At 44.5% G+C, this 20,846-nt stretch carries 14 protein-coding genes; 12 read left to right on the forward strand and 2 right to left on the reverse strand.

The window, feature by feature from the left end; genetic code table 11:
- The first annotated feature begins 350 nt into the window (after window positions 1-350).
- From gcvT to ABWV55_RS00980, 11 genes are all read left to right on the forward strand, one after another.
- On the forward strand, window positions 351-1,460 hold the full coding sequence (gene gcvT, locus ABWV55_RS00930) for a glycine cleavage system aminomethyltransferase GcvT (protein WP_353291902.1): 1,110 nt from the start codon (window positions 351-353) through the stop codon (window positions 1,458-1,460).
- Between the two features lie 48 nt (window positions 1,461-1,508).
- Complete coding sequence (gene aspS, locus ABWV55_RS00935) at window positions 1,509-3,335, forward strand: aspartate--tRNA ligase (protein ID WP_353291903.1); 1,827 nt, start codon at window positions 1,509-1,511, stop codon at window positions 3,333-3,335.
- Window positions 3,336-3,420: 85 nt separating this feature from the next.
- Entirely contained in the window at window positions 3,421-4,530 is a 1,110-nt protein-coding gene (locus ABWV55_RS00940; RefSeq protein WP_353291904.1) for an RNA polymerase sigma factor, RpoD/SigA family, read from the forward strand.
- A gap of 98 nt (window positions 4,531-4,628) precedes the next feature.
- Window positions 4,629-6,275 (forward strand): CTP synthase, encoded by a 1,647-nt coding sequence (locus ABWV55_RS00945; RefSeq protein WP_353291905.1) that lies wholly within the window; start codon window positions 4,629-4,631, stop codon window positions 6,273-6,275.
- A complete protein-coding gene (locus tag ABWV55_RS00950; protein WP_353291906.1) occupies window positions 6,275-6,892 on the forward strand; it encodes a 7-carboxy-7-deazaguanine synthase QueE in 618 nt (205 codons plus the stop codon). Before ABWV55_RS00945 ends, ABWV55_RS00950 begins: the two co-directional genes overlap by 1 nt.
- Window positions 6,893-6,943: 51 nt before the next feature.
- Window positions 6,944-7,801 (forward strand): NAD(P)-dependent oxidoreductase, encoded by an 858-nt coding sequence (locus ABWV55_RS00955; RefSeq protein WP_353291907.1) that lies wholly within the window; start codon window positions 6,944-6,946, stop codon window positions 7,799-7,801.
- Between the two features lie 60 nt (window positions 7,802-7,861).
- Window positions 7,862-8,542: a 7-cyano-7-deazaguanine synthase QueC gene (queC, locus tag ABWV55_RS00960; protein WP_353291908.1), complete on the forward strand. Its 681-nt coding sequence runs from the start codon at window positions 7,862-7,864 to the stop codon at window positions 8,540-8,542.
- Window positions 8,539-9,843, forward strand: a complete 1,305-nt coding sequence (locus ABWV55_RS00965; RefSeq protein WP_353292782.1) for an anthranilate synthase component I family protein — start codon at window positions 8,539-8,541, stop codon at window positions 9,841-9,843. The genes queC and ABWV55_RS00965 overlap by 4 nt, the downstream gene beginning before the upstream one ends.
- Window positions 9,834-10,649 carry an aminotransferase class IV gene (locus ABWV55_RS00970; RefSeq protein ID WP_353291909.1) on the forward strand — a complete coding sequence of 272 codons (816 nt, stop codon included), beginning with the start codon at window positions 9,834-9,836 and terminating at the stop codon, window positions 10,647-10,649. The genes ABWV55_RS00965 and ABWV55_RS00970 overlap by 10 nt, the downstream gene beginning before the upstream one ends.
- Before the next feature lie 2,068 nt (window positions 10,650-12,717).
- Window positions 12,718-12,912 carry a hypothetical protein gene (locus ABWV55_RS00975; RefSeq protein ID WP_353291910.1) on the forward strand — a complete coding sequence of 65 codons (195 nt, stop codon included), beginning with the start codon at window positions 12,718-12,720 and terminating at the stop codon, window positions 12,910-12,912.
- A gap of 79 nt (window positions 12,913-12,991) precedes the next feature.
- Window positions 12,992-13,681, forward strand: coding sequence for a carbonic anhydrase (locus ABWV55_RS00980; protein WP_353291911.1), 690 nt, complete (start codon window positions 12,992-12,994; stop codon window positions 13,679-13,681).
- A gap of 1,731 nt (window positions 13,682-15,412) precedes the next feature.
- On the opposite strand, the gene cobA is transcribed toward ABWV55_RS00980, so the two are convergent.
- Both cobA and ABWV55_RS00990 read right to left on the reverse strand, forming a co-directional pair.
- Window positions 15,413-16,198, reverse strand: coding sequence for a uroporphyrinogen-III C-methyltransferase (gene cobA, locus ABWV55_RS00985; RefSeq protein ID WP_353291912.1), 786 nt, complete (start codon window positions 16,196-16,198; stop codon window positions 15,413-15,415).
- Window positions 16,195-16,857 (reverse strand): DNA mismatch repair protein MutS, encoded by a 663-nt coding sequence (locus tag ABWV55_RS00990; RefSeq protein WP_353291913.1) that lies wholly within the window; start codon window positions 16,855-16,857, stop codon window positions 16,195-16,197. The genes cobA and ABWV55_RS00990 overlap by 4 nt, the downstream gene beginning before the upstream one ends.
- 2,730 nt (window positions 16,858-19,587) lie before the next feature.
- Here ABWV55_RS00990 and ABWV55_RS00995 point away from each other — a divergent pair.
- Window positions 19,588-20,820, forward strand: a complete 1,233-nt coding sequence (locus tag ABWV55_RS00995; protein ID WP_353291914.1) for an MFS transporter — start codon at window positions 19,588-19,590, stop codon at window positions 20,818-20,820.
- Window positions 20,821-20,846: the final 26 nt, after the last annotated feature.

The raw sequence follows: 20,846 nt of genomic DNA on the forward strand, positions 1-20,846 counted from the left end.
AACTGATCCGGCTCAAACCGACGCCAATCCATACCTCGAGACGACAAAGCATGCAACTGAGACAGCTGGAGCAAACATGTTGTGTAAATCAACGACAGATAACTAGATCAGTTACTTGGGCATTGATACGAAGCCGATGCAAGCAGCACCAACCTCCCAACAGCTGCCACGTAATATCAAATTAGGTGAGATAATCTCTCCTATTAGACCAGAGGATGGTCTCGCTAATTAATAATCTTTACACTAAAGATAGCTTTAAAAATATAAATCAGCTAATACTTGCAGATTCCCTGTTTTGCCTCAATCAGCTAAAGCTCTCCATAAGATTGCGCTACGTCACTTACTTGTCTATGACCCTAATGCGCACACCTCTTTATGAGCTATGCCGAGCCAGAAGTGGTCGAATGGTGCCCTTTGCTGGTTGGGATATGCCCATGCAATTCAGTGGCGTTATCCAAGAGCATAAAGCCGTCCGCAACAGCGTAGGAATGTTTGATATTTCTCACATGGGGGTTTTGAGGTTAGAAGGAGAAAATCCAAAAGATATGCTCCAGCAACTCGTTCCGAGCGATCTGTATCGCATTGGACCCGGCGAGGCAGCCTATACCGTTCTGCTTAATGAGCGCGGCGGCATTCGCGACGATCTAATTGTTTATGACCTCGGAGCCATCGACAGTGAACGCGGTGCTTTGATCTTAGTGGTCAATGCGGCATGTACAGAAAGTGACACTGCCTGGATTCGTCAACACATGGAGCCTGCAGGTCTAACCGTGACCGACGTCAAGGCTAGTGGGGTTTTACTGGCTTTGCAAGGACATCAGGCCATCCCCCTGCTGGAACAACTTAGTGGTGTAAGTCTTAGTGGTTTACCTCGTTTCGGCCACCGTGAACTTCATTTGAAGGGCCTGAGCCATGCAATTTTCACTGCTCGGACTGGTTATACAGGAGAAGACGGTGCCGAGCTTCTGCTGTCTGCAGAAGATGGCCAACGACTATGGACTCAACTTCTTGAGAAAGGTGTAGCCCCCTGCGGTCTTGGTGCACGTGACACCCTGCGTTTAGAGGCAGCTATGCACCTCTACGGTCAAGATATGAGCGAGAACACCAACCCGTTTGAAGCAGGCCTGGGTTGGCTGGTTCATCTAGAAATGCCTGCTAACTTCATAGGCCGTCAGGCTCTGGAACAAATTGTAAAGGCTGGTCCAAACAAAAGACTAGTCGGCTTGAAATTGGAAGGGCGTGCTATCGCTCGTCACAACTACCCAGTGCTTCATGATGGCAAACGTGTGGGTGTGATCACAAGTGGAACCTGGTCCCCCACCCTGGAGAGGCCAATTGCCCTGGCTTCAATTCCAACAGCCCTTGCAAAGGTAGGCGTGACGGTAAAAGTAGAGATACGGGGTAAGGTTGAGCCAGCAATTGTGACGCGGCGCCCTTTTTATAGATGTCCACGCCTATGACAGAAGCTGAGGTTATGGGACACTCGCCTGTCACCAGCTAAGACTCCCATGCGCAGTAACAATTGCGGCAACCTGCGCGAACATGATATCAATGCGATTGTTCAGCTTTGTGGCTGGGTGGATCGCCGTCGTGATCATGGCGGTGTGATTTTTATCGATCTGCGCGACCGAAGCGGCACAGTTCAGATCACGGTGGATCCGGATCTAAGTACAGAAGCCTTTAATGTCGCTGAACACTTGCACAGCGAAACTGTGCTGCAAGTTAGTGGAAAAGTAAGAGCCCGCCCTGCTCAATCATTTAACAGCAGGCTTGCGACCGGTGCAGTGGAGATTCTCGCGAATGAGATAACTGTGCTCAACAACGTAACTAGAAATCTGCCGTTACCGATTTCTGCTCATAACGAGGAGAACACGCGCGAGGAGCTACGCCTACGTCACCGATATCTCGATTTACGCCGTAAGCGCATGAGCGATAACCTTCGACTACGGGCCCGTACGATCCAAATAGCCCGTCGCTTCCTCGAGAACGAAGGTTTTATCGAGGTGGAAACGCCAATCCTGACCCGCTCGACCCCGGAAGGTGCCCGCGACTACCTGCTTCCTAGCCGCGTCTGTGGCGGGGATTGGTTTGCTCTACCCCAGTCGCCGCAGTTGTTTAAACAGTTACTGATGGTAGGTGGTATCGAGCGTTACTACCAAGTTGCCCATTGCTTCCGAGACGAAGACCTACGTGCCGATCGCCAGCCGGAATTCACCCAATTGGACATTGAAATGAGTTTCATGGACGAAGAGCAGATCCTGCAGCTCAACGAAGCCTTGATCTGCGCGATTTGGAAGTCGGTCAAAGGAATCGAACTTTCCTGTCCATTTCCACGCATAACCTGGTCCGATGCGATGGAGAGTTATGGCACCGACCGTCCAGACACACGCTATGGCATGAAGTTAGTGACCGTCTCTGACATCGTCCAAGACGTGGGTTTCAAGGTGTTCAGCAGCGCTGTCAAGTCAGGCGGATCCGTAAAGGTGATAGCTGTACCCGGAGGCAACGATACGCTCTCCAACGTACGTATCAAACCGGGTGGAGATATATTTGGTGAAGCCCAAGCAGCTGGTGCTGGCGGTCTCGCTTTCATCCGTGTGCGTGACGGGGGAGAAATAGACACCATCGGTGCGATCAAAGATAACCTTTCCGAAAAGCAAAAATTCGAGCTACTCCATCGCACTGGCGCTACTCCTGGCACTTTGCTGTTATTCAGCGCCGGTAAAACAGCCATCGTTAACAAAGCCCTCGACCGTGTGCGCCAGTACCTCGCTCATGACATGAACCTCATCAAGCCAAATTGTGCAAATGAGACATGGAACTTCGTCTGGGTAGTGGACTTCCCAATGTTCCAATTCAATAGTGACGAGAACCGTTACGAGGCTCTGCACCATCCGTTTTGTGCTCCCAACAAGATTGACCTCGGCAGTGATCAAGCACAGTGGGAAAACACCCTCCCATCAGCTCGGGCTCAGGCTTACGATCTTGTATTGAACGGGATAGAGCTCGGTGGTGGTTCCCTGCGTATCCATAACTCCACGTTGCAACGTCAGGTATTGCAAACAGTAGGTTTGTCTCCGGAAGAGACCCAAGAACAATTCGGCTTCTTCATCGACGCCCTCGACATGGGTGCTCCCCCTCATGGCGGCCTGGCGTTCGGCATGGACCGTATGGTAATGCTACTGGCAGGCGAAGAGTCGATCCGTGACGTTATCGCCTTCCCAAAAACGCAACAATCTCGCTGCCCGATGACAAACGCTCCCAGCAGGGTGGCTTATAAGCAGCTAACAGAACTCCATGTAGCCAGCACCTGGGTGGATAGGATCGACGACTGAGTCAGATCCGGAAAGGATTCAGTATTTTCCGCCCGCAACTGGAACTACGAGGAACCCTGAAGAGGGAATTATTTATCTTCAGTCTTTGTCGCGCTTAGAACACCGCTCCGGTGGTACGACTGATTTGTTGCGGCTGTATCTGCAAGACATTAGCCGGGTAGACCTGCTTACCAGCGAAGAGGAAGTGACCCTGGCACGGCTCGTGCAGCTACGCGAAACATTGCTAAAACAGCAACAGGCACTGGCCGATATTGATCCAGTAATTGGTGAATTGCATCGCTTGGAAGAACTGCAACATCGTGAGGCTAATCACCATAGTCATTGGCCAACCAAGCAAGAGTGGGCTCGTGCTGCAGATTTAAGCCTGCAGGAGCTGAAATCACGAGTTGATTCTGGCTATACGTCTTGGGCTAAACGAGCCTCGTTAGACGTAAAAGAGCTCAAGATTGGTCTCCGAAATGGGCGCCGTGCAAAAAATCACATGATCCAGGCCAATCTTCGTCTGGTAGTGGCAGTGGCAAAGAAATATCAGCAGCGAGGCATAGAATTTCTAGACCTCGTTCAGGAAGGAACCCTTGGACTAGAACGCGCAGTCGAAAAGTTTGACCCCACCCGTGGCTTCCGGTTCAGTACCTATGCATACTGGTGGATCCGCCAAGGAATGACCCGGGCTATTGCCACCCAGAGCCGCATTATCCGGTTACCTGTCCACATTACGGAGAAACTTAGTCAGATCAAACGAATACAGCAGCAGATTGCTGTCAATGAAGGGCGTATTGCTTCGATTACAGATTTTGCAAGGGAGCTAGGCATTAATGAAGACATCGTTCGTCAAACCTTGGAACGAGTTCCACGCTCCGTTTCCCTGGATAGCCGTGTTGGAAAAGACCAAGACATCCAACTCGGTGATTTAATCGAAGACGATAAGGCTACTCCTGAGCAAACACTAACTCACGACGAACTCCACAACGATCTTGAAGAGCTTCTCAATGAGCTCACCGGTCGCGAGGCAGCTGTGATCCGCCAACGTTTCGGCCTAGAAGATGACACGCCACAAACGCTGGCTCAAATCGGAGAGCAGCTGAAGCTATCGCGGGAACGAGTAAGACAAATTGAAACCCGCGCTTTGTTTAAGTTACGCCAACCCCAGAAATGTAGCAGGATCAGAGATTATATACAAGGACTGGATTCCTGACGACTGCACCGTTCATATACCGCGATTCCCTTATGGTTTACCATAGCGATGGTCCATAACTCCAGCGCCAGTTAGTTTGAAGAATCGACAGACGGGTCATGGCCAAGTTCGTCTTCATTACCGGTGGTGTCGTTTCGAGCATCGGAAAAGGAATTGTGGCTGCCAGCTTGGGTCGACTCCTCAAGTCGCGTCGATATAGCGTTTCAATCTTGAAACTGGATCCCTACCTTAATGTAGATCCAGGGACAATGAGCCCGTACCAGCATGGAGAAGTTTTCGTCACCGAGGACGGCGCTGAAACAGACCTTGACCTTGGTCACTACGAACGCTTCACCGACACTGCAATGTCGCGCCTTAATAGCGTAACTACTGGCTCCATATACCAATCGGTAATCAACAAAGAACGACGAGGTGACTACAATGGCAGCACGGTGCAAGTGATCCCGCACATTACAGGTGAGATACGCGACAGGATCCACCGTGTGGCTGCTAACAGCGGTGCCGATGTGATCATCACAGAAATCGGTGGCACCGTTGGCGATATCGAGTCACTGCCGTTTCTCGAGGCTATTCGTGAAATCAAAGGCGATATGGGTCATCAAGACCTGGCTTACATCCACGTCACCCTACTGCCGTTTATTGGTACCTCAGGCGAACTCAAGACAAAACCCACGCAGCACTCTGTTAAAGAGCTACGTTCTATTGGTATCCAACCCGACATATTGGTATGCCGAAGCGACCGAGAAATTAGCGACGATCTCAAACGCAAAATCGGAGGCTTTTGCGGCGTCCCCAACCGGGCTGTAATCCCATCGCTTGATGCAGATACCATTTACGCGGTGCCCCTGACTCTTGAACGGGAAGGGCTTTGTCGCGAAGTCTTGGATGTCTTACAACTCGCTGATCATGAAAGCGATATGACTGCTTGGTCGCAGCTCGTATATAATCTGCGAAACCCTGGGCCATCAGTGAGAATCGCCCTGGTTGGCAAGTATGTTCAGCTGAACGATGCCTATCTTTCCGTGGTAGAAGCGCTGCGCCACGCTTGCGTCGCTCAAGACGCGTCACTTGACTTGCATTGGGTCTGTGCCGAACAAATCGAAAATAATTGTGCCGACTCTCTACTGCGCGGCATGGATGCCGTTGTCGTTCCAGGTGGATTTGGCAACCGCGGCGTGGATGGCAAGGTTGCCGCTATTCGTTGGGTTCGCGAGCAACGCATACCCTTTCTGGGCCTTTGCCTCGGCATGCAAACAGCAGTAATTGAATGGGCGCGTAATCAAGCTGAGCTAACGGAGGCGACCAGTACAGAATTGGATGCCGGCACGCCACACCCGGTGCTTCATCTTTTGCCCGAACAACAAGATGTGGCTGATCTCGGCGGCACGATGCGACTCGGCGTTTATCCTTGTCAGATTGTTCCAGGCACATTGGCAGAACGCCTTTATGGTGAACAGGTGGTGTACGAACGTCATCGCCACCGCTTCGAGTTCAATAACAAGTATCGTAAACGCTTTCTTGATTCGGGCTATGTCGTAAGCGGAACATCGCCCGACGGCCGGTTAGTGGAATTGATCGAACTCAAAGGCCACCCATTCTTCACCGCCTGCCAGTACCACCCAGAGTTTTTGTCTCGACCAGGAAGGCCCCATCCTCTTTTCCGAGGCTTGATCGAAGCCGCCCAAAAACAACTGACCGTTTCACCGACTCAAGCCATCGGTAATCAAGAAGGAGTGACCATTTAATGAATGACACAAGGTTCATCCCTGTGGTAGAAACCTTTCATTCCCTACAGGGAGAGGGTCACCACGCGGGTCGCAGTGCCTTCTTCATTCGTTTAGCAGGCTGTCATGTAGGTTGTCCCTGGTGCGATACTAAGCACTCTTGGCCCATGGCCAACCATACCCAATTGGATGTGGAAGCTTTGGCTGCAGAGGCTCATCAAGCCGGGGATGCTGGAGCAGCCTTTGTAGTAATTACCGGGGGAGAGCCCCTCCACCATAATCTACAACCATTAACCAACGCTTTAAGCTACGCCTGTGCGTTGCCGCTCCACTTGGAGACAAGCGGGGTAGATTTCCTTAGTGGACGTTTCGACTGGGTCACCCTATCCCCCAAGCGGCACCACCCTCCTAAGCGCGAGGTCCTAACACGCTGCGATGAGCTGAAGGTGGTAGTCCTTGATGTCGAGGATTTAGCTTTCGCCATGGCTTTGGCTAACGACACTTCAACGACAGCCCAACTCCTCTTACAACCCGTATGGGATAACAAAATTGCTCAAGCCATAACCGTTCACTATGTCAAACAACATCCACGCTGGCGACTGAGTCTACAAAGTCATAAATGGCTTGGGGTTCGCTGACCCGGTGTCCATTACCTTGATTCTCGAAAAGCTTTAGTTCTTGCTCAAGTTATGACATCTGTAGCTATACTAGGTACTGGTTCCCTAGGCAAAGCTATCGCCCAGCGGTATTTGAACGAAGGCGTAACCGTACAAACTTGGAATAGAACTCGAGAACGTCTCCGGCTGTTGCTCGAACTGGGGGCAATTGAGCTAAGCAATCTTTTCGAGGTCACTGCAAAATGTCAAGTAGTAATCACCGTGCTGCGGGATGGTCCGGTCACTGCGAAGGTTGTGCGTGAGCTTGGCTCTCTTCAAAACACCACACTCATCCCGATGGGAACCATGGGTGTCAGCGAAAGCAAAAATTTGGCGAAACAGGTAATCAAACAGGGTGGCAGCTATCTTGAAGCGCCGGTGCTTGGAAGCAAACCTCAGGCTCTCAGCGGAAACCTGCTGGTAATGGCCGGTGGCGATGTCACTATCTTCGAGCAGCACTATCAACTGCTTAACTATCTCTGCAAACGACCAAAGCTAGTAGGACCAGTAGGTTGCGGCGCCGCAACCAAGCTTGCCCTGAACCAGTTAATTGCCAGTCTTACCCACAGCTTTTCATTGTCGCTACGCTTGATTCAGCAGGCGGGCGTATCCGTAGAGACTTTCATGGAAATTCTGCGACCCTCAGCCCTCTACGCACCTACATTCGACAAAAAACTTGAGAGGATGCTGCACAGACACTACGCTGACCCCAACTTTAGTACCTCTTTGCTCCGCAAAGATATGACGTTATTCCTTCAAGAAACTGCTGTTAATGGACTGGAAGATCTTGGATTAAAAGGACTGGTGCAACTCTTAAATCAAGCGAAGGGAACAGAACTAGATGCACAAGACTACTGCGCTCTGCATGAGCTGACCAAAGTTTCAGAGTAACTTGGCCCAAGGCCGGGTGGTTATTTTACCGATCAAAAAAATCTTTTCAGGTTTAAGTGTATGGCCCAACGCACCGCAGTCGCTTTAATTTCCGGCGGACTTGATTCAGCGACTGCTGTTGCATTAGCTCAGGAAAATGGTGATCATGTGATTGGACTATCCTTCGACTATGGTCAACGCCATAGGCGCGAACTGAGGGCCGCTGCCAGCATAGCTACACATCTCCAGCTTACAGAGTACTACCAGATCAAAGTTAACCTTGGAGCATGGGGTGGTTCAGCACTTACAGATCCTAGCCAAATGGTTCCGACCAATGGTGTAGAAGAAGGTGTTGTACCTACGACTTATGTACCTGGCCGCAACACAGTATTCATTGCAATTGGGTTGAGTCTTGCCGAGGCTCGCGGCGCGGAACGTCTCATACTCGGGGTGAATGCCATTGACTACCCCGGCTACCCCGACTGTCGTCCGGATTACCTCGAGGCCTTCCAGCAGTTGGCCGCTTTATCCAGTCAAGCTGGACGGGAAGGGCGTGAACCTCGGCTCTGGGCACCACTTGTGGAATGGGACAAAACTAGAATCGTGAAAGAAGCACTGCGCCTTAGGCTTCCGATCGAAGAAACTTGGAGTTGCTATAGCGGTGAGGCTACTCCTTGCGGAGTGTGCGACAGCTGCCGAATTCGTGATGCAGCCCTGTGCAATGCCGGCCGATCAGATCTTTGCAGCAACGCCTCACAATGAATAGTTTCCAACGCCTTGTGATTCCTTGGCGCGCACCATCCATAGTGGCCCAACAACTCATACACCTTTATGGGGAACAGGGCCTGGTCTGGCTTGATGGAGATGGGAGCGATCTAGGGCGTTGGGTCACTCTAGGGGTTGCACCTGTCGAAACTGTACGCTGTCAAGGACGACCAGGGGAGCAGGGGGCAAGCAACCCGTTCAAGGCTTTACGAAAACTCGGCTATGGCCATTGGACTGGATGGCTCAGTTATGAAGCCGCCGCTTGGTCCGAACCGAGCAACCCCTGGTCGGATGATCCCATGCCAAGCCTTTGGATCGCGCGTCATGATCCGATTCTTCGTTTCGATCTTAAAGAGCGGATTTTTTCGATTGAAGGAACCAGTCTGAGTATGGTGATGTCGATGATGCACGCCCTAGCTGATACGCCCACGGTTCCAGAAACCAAACCTGTACCTATTCCCCTCCATGCTTGGACTCACCACACCGATCAAGCCGGATTTTCTAATGGCGTTCGGCGTATCTGTGATCTGATTGCTGCTGGTGATCTCTTCCAAGCCAATCTCAGTGTTTGCTACAGCACCACTTGGCCATCCGATACTAATGCACTGGAACTATTCCTGCGTATTCGAAAGCGTTGCCCCGCGCCGTTTGCTGGCCTAGTTATCACGGAAAAGTATGATGCTTTGATCTCCTCATCACCGGAACGATTTGTCTCTGTGGACTGCTTTGGCAGGGTTCAAACCCGACCGATCAAAGGCACTCGACCTCGTCATAGCGATCCCCTGCGCGATGCAGATCTAGCAGCTGAGCTAGTTTGCAGCGACAAAGATCGGGCTGAGAATGTGATGATCGTTGACCTTCTCCGCAATGATCTAGGCCGCGTTTGCTGTTTGGGATCAATTCAAGTACCTCAACTTGTAGGCTTGGAAAGCTATGCCTCGGTCCATCACCTCACATCCGTAGTGGAAGGGCAGTTACAGGAAGGACTGAGCTGGGTAGATCTCCTTAAGGCCTGCTGGCCTGGTGGGTCGGTAAGTGGTGCCCCGAAACTACGCGCTTGCCAGCGTTTGTATGAGTTGGAGCCCACTAGTCGAGGTCCTTACTGCGGTTCGCTAGTCCGCATCGACTGGGATGGTCGCTTTGATAGCAATATCCTGATCCGGTCACTAATCCGTACAGGTCAAACCCTGCGAGCCCATGCCGGATGTGGCATCGTTGCTGACTCAGATCCTGACGGCGAAGCAGAAGAACTGAGCTGGAAACTTCAGCCTCTGCTAGAGACCTTGGCATGCCAATAAGCGTTGCCTGGATAGATGGTTGTTGGGGTTCTCCTGACAGCCTTCAACTTCCTCTAAGTGACCGAGGCCTGCAATTGGCAGATGGTCTATTCGAAACCGTGTTGATTTTGGATGGTGTGCCGCAATTACTCACCGAGCATCTTGCGCGTTGGGTAGCAAGCGCTTCTTTACTTGGAATGGATATTCCACCGACACGACAGAAACTCACCCCTTTAATTAAGGATGCCATCAATAAAAGCGGTTTGATTAAGGGCAGTGGAGCTCTACGTCTAAATTGGAGCCGGGGTTCGGAACAACAACGGACAATCAGCTTGCCTGTCTCAAATGTGCATCGTTTCTGGCTGACCCTGACCCCTTGCCAGACGAATTTCAAACCCGTTACAGTGATAACAAGCCAATTAGAGCGCCGTAATAGCGACAGCTTAGTAAGTCGATGCAAGACTTTCGCGTACGGCGCTGCAATCCAGGCACGTCGCGAAGCCGAAGCCGCCGGCGGCGACGACGCCTTGCTTCAAAACAACCGACTCGAACTCTGTTGTGGAACAGTTGCCAACTTGTTGGTGCGTCGAGACGGTGTCTGGATTACTCCTCCTTTAAATAGCGGCTGTCTCCCTGGCGTGATGCGAGGTCGAGCCTTAGCCTCAGGGCTAGTTCAAGAAGCAAGCCTCGGGGTATCGTTGAAACAAGATGACGAATCTCTACTGATTAACAGCCTAAGTTGCCGCCCTATTCGGAAGCACAACGGTCAGCAAACTCGTGTATTTCAAGGTGTTATCGATCTATGGAAACATCTACTGACATTTTGAGGTTGACGGTATTGAACTATTCATAACATTCATATCCTAATCGATCTGCACAAGCCAAACTCAAATAAGTTAAAATTAGCTATGCTATTAACCCAACTCGACTTTGACTTAATTTATTAAGAACTACTAGATAACGAAGTGGTTAATTGATAAACTCGTTCACCAGACCGAAAGTACAGTTTATTGATGACTACTCTTCCTACTATTTATTACAAGAACAATGGTTGACTTCCCCGTCAAGCGTACCACAAAGGATATAATCAGTGCTAATCACTTAAAAGATATTTATTTTAATTATAATTGCTTAACATAATAATAAAATGAACATTATCTTTGTCAAAGAGTGTAGCCTGATTTGCGAAGAGAACAGCATTTAAATACGTAACACGGTTGACTATAAATTAATAACAACTTATTTGATCTAGAAAGAGGCTTTCTAAAAAAATTAAACTTTTGGTATATACAGATTAATTGATTATTAGACAGCAAAGTTTCCTCACCATCATCCTAATTATTATAGAGTTCCTCGATGGTAAATTAGTTATGTTTATACACCAAAAATAATTCTATACTATTTTAAGAAGCAGCCGATTGTTAATCGTATATTCATTTTATTCTAAATTTAATAATTTAATTTTTATCTTAAATAATCGGAACCAGTTAATAAGTAAAATTAATCGAAGAAATCAGCAACCTCTAATATGATCACTGATAAAATTAATAGATCAATGCTTAAAGTCTGGGACTTAATAATAACTTACCCTGTAATTTTTCGCTACTATGCTTTTACTGAGTGGTGAAGAACTGTATTCTTAGATTATTTACTTAAAAGCTTATATAAGATAAAAGTTTATATAATATATTAACAAAATGTTAGACTAACCTTAGTAGGTCAATTAACGTCGCGTTTAAACATGATCTGTTTCCAGTAAGATCTTATCAGGGAAGTAACTGTAAAAAACCTAGGTGTAAGAGATAATCAGATTTTGGATAGCGGTTGTATTATATAATTACCTTGAGCGGTAGTGCTGTACCTGACAACAAAGCCATGGTTTTATTGTGCTCCCCTTGATGGGAGCACTGAACCACGACTTCCACTAATTGATATCAGTGATAATTAAAATAATTGCAATCTAACTCATTTCATAGATAAAATTTTCCTGAAATGTAGTTAATTTTATTACCAAATTGTAAGAACCTTATACGTACATAGTAGCGTAGTTGCTACTATGTACAAAATATACGCTACTTTCATAAAGTAAGTACAACTAAATTTGGAAAAGCCACAAATAATTTATGGCTTTGTTAATAATATACTTGGTCGTAATTGTGGTAATTATTTATTATTCTGGCAAAAAATCAAAGCATTTAGTAACAAAAACTATAATTATACTAATGTTAATTATCTTTATCAAGATAAATTTAATTAATCTAGTTAAGTAAAGATTTTATCAAAATTTAAGAAAAAACTTGATGAAATTCTTACTCATTAATATAGCAAAGTATTTACTTATTGACAGAATAATAGTTATTAATGGCTATTAGCGATTAAAGTTATGGATAATTAAAAAGGTTTACAGCATAACATAAGACACAAAAAATAAAACGTTAAACAAGATAACCTTTCGATTTAAATCGAGCAAGTCAGAATTTCTAAAGAATTGTTTAGAAGAAGCAGTCTATTGATATAAATGCTAAAAATAAATACTTAATAAAAACTCATTTGTAGCAAAAACTATCAATTTTTGCTTTGCTCTATTGAGAAGCTTACCACAACTTAGGTTTAGAAAAAAGTTTAAGAATTTGTCCAAACAATCATCTTAACTCTCCTCCTCCATAAAGCATATTTAGTATGAGTGACATAACACTCTTATAGATTCAACAAACATTCAAATTATATATTTAATGCCACTTTTACAAAAAACATCAGTCTAAGCAGCAGATTCAGTCTAACTATCCTCGAAAGTTTGTATTTATAAAGAGAGTTTTACATAGATCCTAATATCTTTCTGCAGTTTCTCAACAGAATCAATCTTCTAAGGCCATGATACGGAAGCTAAAATCTAACATGTTCATAATCGAAAGAAAATCAGGTACCACTTGGCAGCCTGAGATTCAACGTAAAACCGAGTTTAAAGCCTTTATCGATGCCCGAACGAAATGTATGGCCACAGGTCAAACATATCGAATCGTAAATCATGAACGAGAAGTTGAATGCATAATTACCCTCGACGACTGTACAAGACGCTTTCATACCTTCTAAAGCTAGTCGAACTACCAGACTAAGTTGGTCGAAACGTTTTACTAGTAGAACAGATCTAAATTGAGGCTGGTGAGTACAGATGCACCGTAGACATCTACTAGAAACCTCGGCAGGCTTCATAATAACGGCTCTGGTTAGCAGACAACCTGTAGCTGCTGATGTGGCCGAATTATGCCAACCACAAGATCCACTGATGACACTGATGGAAGGCAATCGGCGCTTCGCCAAAGCATGGCGTAGAGCAGCCGATAACCCCGCCACCAACCTCGGACAAGAGTTGCAAAGCAAACGCTGTTTTAATACTCCGCAGGCCCTGATCAACGAACAACATCCATGGGCTACATTGCTAACTTGTGCTGACGCACGAGTCTCGCCTGACTGGATTTTTGACACTACTCCCGGTGAACTTTTTGTGATTCGCAGTGCGGGTAATACTGCTTTTGACGAAGCTATAGCTTCGATTGAATATAGCATTAGTGCCTTAGGGTGCCCTTTAGTTATGGTGATGGGTCACAGTAATTGCGGCGCAGTAGCAACTGCGATGAGTAATGATGTACTAACCCCTTCTCTAGAGCGACTAGTAACCCCAATCCGCAATCAGATTGCAGGCAGTGGCGACTTAACATCAGCGATTCGCAGTAATGCGTTTGAAACGGCCGCAACTCTTAAAAAGTGCAGCGCTTTGATTAGTGAAGCAGAAATTAATGGCAAAATAACTTTGCTAGCGAGTTGCTTCGACCTCGCTAGTGGCGCAGTGACGTTGATTTAAAGAAAACTAAAATTTTATACGTTCTGTCTGCGGCAAGAACTTAGGTCAATTCTAAACCAGTCACTCTTAATACTATAGGTACTCCATTGTTATTAAATGTCTATTGGCTGTTTACTGAAAAACACTAGATCAAGTATTCTTGCAAGCTCTAGTCGAAACGGTCCGGTGGTAGACTAACATGCAATCAACAGTAGCGATGTGTCTACTTACTACTGGGAAGCAGGGGGTGAAGAGTTGCTCTGAGGTTATCTCTAAAGTATCCAGATTAAATTAATATAATATGAGTCATTTCCGATAAACCAATTCTCATTTTAGCCAGCCTAACTAATAGTGACTGTTGCTATCAATTCAGATCAGGGAGAACATTAAATGCAATCATCTATATGAGGCAAATCCGTTTTATGTTTAACAAGGGTGCCGCCACGAATCAGAATAAAAGCTGAAGCAGCTCCCTGAAGCTGTCAGTATTCTCTATCATCGTATGTGTCACTATTGATTGACTACTGTGTCGTTATATCTAGTAAAAACAATCCCTAATTGTCTCAAATCTTGTTATTAAAAGCTGAAAAGCTAGTGTCATTAAATAGTAATATTTATTATCTAAATGGTTAAAAACAGTTAATACACTAAGCTCTATCATATTCTTACCAAGTGCGTTACCTTGCCAGCGGTCCTCAAAGATGTTGCGGTTTAATTTTTACTACTGATCAACCGTAGCGATTACTTTTAGAAGTTTTAGTAAGTTTAATGTTCATCTCATTGAGGTTGTAGGTATATGCTTAACAGTTATTGGATGCTTCTATATTTAGTATCAATTGAACCCATCAATTTCAGCAACATCAGTTTCAAATTACCTGAGACTTGTCACAACTTTTAAAGAATATCTGGCAGATTTAAATCTCTCATGCATAGCATGATCATCTGGGGTACGAATGATTCAATCATTTTCAAATAAGTAATTAATAAATTTGAGGTTACAGTGTTTTTTGTCTAAGCCCAAAAGACAAATGCCAAATCAATATAGATAGCTGCTAGCAAACTTTCTTTGATAGCTTCTGCTGCTTAACTTCCTTGCTATCCTAGCTTCCCCAGTCATAACAGATAATTCACCTACATAAGCAATTGTTCGATGTTATGACGACGTACAAACTTAGTAAGTAAACTAATGAACTACTGCAAGTCTAAATGACGCTAAAGACACCATGCTAGTTGCAGGTAAATCTTGCTACAAGTCACTAACAGATTTTTGATTAATCCATCACATCAGATATATATCCTTTACCTCAGAATTTTCTACAATTCTGAGCGAGATTTAAGGACTATCCTTGGTATTTGGTAAGTAAAAAGGCTTGAAGATCAACAGCAGTTGGTCGAGTGAATTAGCATAGACAGTATGGTAAGAGCTGAGAATTAGATTGGATTACAGCAGCGACCAGTTCAGTAGTGTGGAAATATTGTTAGATTACCAATGCCAACTCAATATTTTTTGCTCAATTGATACACAAATGATTATCTAGCCAAAGCCTCAAATCTATCAAATAGAATGGTAGTTCGAAAGCTTTTAAAACCGCAACTACCGTACTAGTTGAAAATAAATAACCAGGTTATTTTAATTGTATTCTGGAATATATGATGATAATTACTTAGATTTATAATCATTTATTTTCACATTCTTAAAAACTTGAACACATTAAGCATTGTTTAGAACATGCTAAGCAACAACGCAAAATCTCAAAAAGGAATTGGCATCGTAACTGCAGCAAGCTGAGGCTGACAAGCTTCCACTTGCTGATTGATCATATCTCCCACGACTACAATTGCAGGAGACTTGAAATGATGAATCTTCGCTTCTCTGGCTACGATAGATAGAGCTGTTTTGAGACAACGCTGTCCCTCGACAGTACCCTGCTGAATTATAGCCACAGGGGTTGCTGATGCAAGTCCGCCGGCCATTAGTTCTTCTGCAATTTGGGATAAATTATGTAAGCCCATATAAATTACAAGACCATCACTAGCCAATGCTAGAGCGCGCCAATCAACAGAAGAATTATGCTTGTCAATCTCTTCATGGCCTGTGACAAATGTCACCGAAGATCCAGATCGACGATGAGTTACTGGAATTCCAGCATAGGCTGGAACAGCGATTCCAGCTGTTATTCCAGGAACTACCTCCACAGGAATATTACGCTGAGCTAGATAGGCAGCCTCTTCACCGCCCCGACCAAACAAAAATGGGTCACCACCCTTTAGACGGACAACACAACTATGCCGTTGTGCCATCTCTACCAGGAGTACATTTGTGCAAGGTTGTGGTACAGAGTGATGGCCGCGGCGTTTACCGACGAACGTCCGCTCACAGTATGTAGGCACGAGATTAAGTACTTCCTTAGGTACAAGAGAGTCGTAGACTAAAGCGTCACAGTCATTCAGCAAACGCTGCGCTTTAACGGTGAGTAGCTCTGGGTCTCCTGGGCCAGCACCCACTAAATAAACAGTTCCGAACTTTAGGTTAATCACGGTAAAGCAACAAGCAGATTAAGAAGGCCCTGACTAATCAAGGAATGTTCCAGCAAAGAGGGAAGACCCTCAGTCCGGCCCAACGCTTCCGTCATCCTGTTAGGAGCCAGTGCTAACGGAAGCGGTCGGGCATGGGGATGCAGAGCTTGATGCTCTGACCAGCGATCAAATGGAAGCAAAGGGAAGTTCAATGATTCAGCCAGCATCACTAAAAAGCGATCAGCCACCCCAGAATGCAAGGGGTGATGGACTAGAACATCGCTATGCTCTAACTGATTTTGCAACGTCGACGCCACAAGCTTCCACCACAATGGCCATGCCCCTAAAAACGGAATCGTCGTGACCCGGACTCCTGCCGAACTCAGATGTTGTCGAATCGCCGGTATATCATGTCGAGTGTGTGCTCCAGGCCAAAGAAGCAAAGGAATCAACAACAAAGGACCATCTAAGAGCGGCGGGCGATGGTTAGACGTAAGTGCTTGCAGCTGAACCGGAGCCAGACGCTGCCCTTGTAAATCTGTCATTAACGAGCACAGACACTCAGGCACAACACCGTTAGAGCGCCCGTGAACAACCACGCGAAGAGCGCAATCATTCAAACCCAAAGCACTATTTCGTAATAACGGCCAAGGATCAATCAGCATGTTGTCTGATGTCATTAATTAGTTAACTCTATTTGCAAATCTATGTCGTACTATCGTTATTCCAACCATGCCCTCTTGGACGGGCCGTTCATATAAAACCTTTACGATTAAAAACCAGTGTAATAACTGTGTCTTAGAAGAAATAAGGTCTGATTTCAAATCAATCTAGATGGAGGCTATGTTGCTATGACTTGCGTGTGGCCCATGGTTAATGATTCGAACCAGAAAAAGATTAAACATGGTTAACAAAATTAGATACCGCTATTGAACTTCGGCAAACTACCTTTCATGATCCTACACACAATCTCATAATATAGTTGCAGCAACTAATTAATATTTATTCGAACAGTTTGCTTAACCAGAATAAAAATCAGTTGACATAAGTGCCTTATAGCTAAAATAGTTGGGTGTGCTTCGCTAATTTGTAAGATTTTGGGTAACTTCATACCTCATCTCTGAGCCACCACTATCATGTGATTGCCCTGATGGTTATATATTATGAAATCAATTGTTAAGTAGTACGTTGAAAGTTGCAATTATACGATTATTGTATAGCAGAAGTTCTAGCTAAAAAATATATTACTCAGAACTTATCAAAAACTTTCAAAAATTAGTTTACCTTTATTCAATTTAAATTTGCTAATTTAGTGAGTCTCGCTATCGACAAAATTTTAGCCTATAAGTATATTTTTATTATAAGGTTCCACTTTTTACCATAGCACACTTAACCACTAAATAATGTCCTAGATTAGCAATATATATTATTGCTTGGCTCTCAATAATACCAGAAACCAAATACTAAGAATAACCAATAAACTAGATATTGGGTTAAACATTCTAAGAAGAATTTAAGATATCAGACTGATGACTAGAATGTAGCTGGTCAGGTATATATGTTTATTAACATCAAAGCTAAACGTAATAACAGAATGATGCGTGAGAGACATGCTTTTTTGGCAGTTTTTAGGGAATTAATCTTTCTCTTAGCACAAGCTGTACTAGAGAATTATATTTGTCACTGAGATCAAATTAGTTTTGCAAGATAGACTGATCAAGCAATATAGTTCTCATACCAAGAGCCTGAATCAACTGATTCCAGAAACTAAGGATGCTAGGCTAATTATTTTTAACCATATAAACTAGTTCAATTAATATTCAACTTTAGCTGTTAATATAGTCAATATAAATTTCTAAAAAACTCTCCTTCTAGATTTCATTAACCAGTTAATTAATAGTAACCAGAATAGCATAAATATGTTCTTTGATTTATAAATTACATTAGTGTTAACACAAAATAATTCGGGTAAGCACATTATTTTCTGATTAATTATGCCTTGCTAAATAAACTTGTTTATAGCATAAGTATTAAAAGCAATTGTTAGTACTAGAATCTATTCGCCCAAGATTTTATTTGGTTATCACTCGCTATTTTACTTTAATCCTAGCTTTTTATTTTGCCTACTCAGCTACATTAGTATCATGCTTTTCAGCATAAAAATGATCACTGGCTAGTTTGCACTGTTTTCATTGCAACTTGAACTGGCACAAAAATTTAGGGCACAATATTTTAGAATTAAACTTGAATCTAAATCAGTAATTGTACGGAAATTGTTATAACAACCCTAATTATGGCTACTAGCCTCGCAAGTAAGAATCATAAGCCCAGTTACTTAAGATGCTATTACTCAACAGATTTTTTATATTAGTCAAATCAAAATCGGAAAATGATAGCATGCTCTTAGCAACACGGGTTTCTCAATTATCGTTTTAATAGCTAGATATCTACAAGCTAATATTAAGAAACATACATGATTCAAATCTCACTGCCATAACCTATTTGTTACAAAAACAGGATAATTTTATGATCATTCAATATTTATTCAGTTTTTATACAATTGATCTTTAAATTATATTATATAATTTTATACCTAAAAGGCTAGCAATTGTGTAAAGTTAAGCATCCTTAATTTTACCCAGTTAGTTCTAAAAAATTACTATTTCTTATACAGAAAATTGTCTACATGTTAAGTACATAATTTATGATGCTTCTAACTTTATCAAAGAAATTTTTAAATTATATTTAAAAAGTGATTTGGCTTATTTCTAGGCATAATAAACAATGATAAACCAAGTAACCTATAATGACTATTAATACTCAAGTTTTATTTTAATGAGAAATCTGATAAATTTATCTATTTCTTTCAGTATTCTAGTATGATTATAAAAAATAAGTAACCTTAATATTATTACACTTTACTGCAAATGCAAAATTTATATAATTACTTGTTTTAATTTTTAGCTACTACAATTGTACTATTTGAGAGAAAATATAAATGATGAGATTACCATAAAAGATTTATAAATAAGTAATTAAAAATTAGATTGTTTTAAATGTAAATTCTATACACTCTGCTAATTGCCATCGTTTCCTAAGCCATTAGTCACCAATTTTGATATTCAAGTCAAGAGTGCTCAGTGTATCGAAGGATAGCGGATTGCAGATGCCGCATCTCGGTCGCTAGCTAAGAAAATCCCTTCTGAAAAGCTAGGTTAAGTATCAATAATAGCTAGATCAAAGCCGCCTGAGCTTGCATTCGCTAGTTCAGATATGAGAGTACATCTTAAGGCTTAATCGCATCGGCGTAGATGTTACGCAACAAGGTAATGACTATTGGCAGTAATCCGAAGCCAGGCCATATATCGAAGAGCCTGTGAGAATCTGGTCTTCTCTGATTATCGGTCGCCTTGCAGCGTCAGCGTATTCCAACACTCCTAAGCGCATTTTTGACGCTGCTCAACGATCGACTCAGCGAAAGCATAGTCTTTCCGCTGCTGCCGTTCTTGCTTGCACAGTTTTCACCAAACGGACAAACACTGGGCTTCTTGACCGGCATCTATGCATTAGCCCAGTTCCTTGTAACTCCGTTAATTGGAACCCTCAGTGACCACTATGGACGACGACCTGTTGTGGTTGTCTGTGTCGGAGGATCTCTCGTTGGCTTTGGGCTGTTTGCGCTCACCCTGAGCCTTCCTTGGCCAAAAACCAGTTTGCTTCCGCTGGTTCTGCTGTTCAGCGCACGAGTGATCGATGGCATCAGCGGTGGCACGGTAGCCACTGTCTCTGCCGTATTGGCTGATATCAGCCCTCCCGATAGACGAGCCCGCATCATTGGTTTAATCGGCGTTGCCTTCGGATTGGGCTTCATCCTCGGACCTTTACTTGGGGGACAGCTAGCGCTAATAGCAGTGCCACTTCCTCTTTGGGTCGCCACTGGTTTCGCACTAATCAACCTGGTGGCGGTCATCACCTTGCTTCCTGAAACCCACCCCGTTAAAGATCGCCAAAATCTGCCACGATATTGTGATCTGAACCCCTTTATTCGGATTGGTAAAATATTAGCTAAACCAAAGGTTGGAAGATTGTGCGGAGCTTTTTTTCTATTCTTTCTAGCTTTCAACGGTTTTACAGCAATCCTGGTGCTGTACTTCAAGGAATGCTTGGGTTGGGGACCTGACCTGGCCACCACAGCCTTCTTGGTAGTTGGCGTAGTCGCCACCGTGGTCCAGGGAGGACTCATTGGACCGTTGGTTAAACGCTTCGGGGAATGGCGACTCACTCTAATTGGCCTTAACCTGGTTATCGTTGGTTGTCTTTTAATTCCAGCGCTCGGATCAGCAGAACGAGCCCCAGTCATTTTTTGTTCTGTTGGTATCCTGGCTGTTGGAACCGCGTTGGTCACACCTAGTCTGAGGAGTCTAGTTTCGCGACAACTCGGGAGCGAAGGTCAGGGGACGGCTTTCGGCAGCCTTCAATCCTTACAAAGTTTGGGAAGCTTTTTGGGACCACCAATTGCAGGTATTAGTTACGACGTTCTTGGCCCAATCAGCCCTTTTTTAGTAGCGGTATTGGTGCTTATCGTGAGCTTAGCCCTCGTGACACAAAATTCCCCGCCTAAAAGCCTTCTACTGAATTCCTAATTGCTACGTTTTATACCTCGGTGGAA

The organism is Synechococcus sp. M16CYN, from assembly GCF_040371545.1.
In the GTDB taxonomy this organism is placed as follows: domain Bacteria; phylum Cyanobacteriota; class Cyanobacteriia; order PCC-6307; family Cyanobiaceae; genus Parasynechococcus.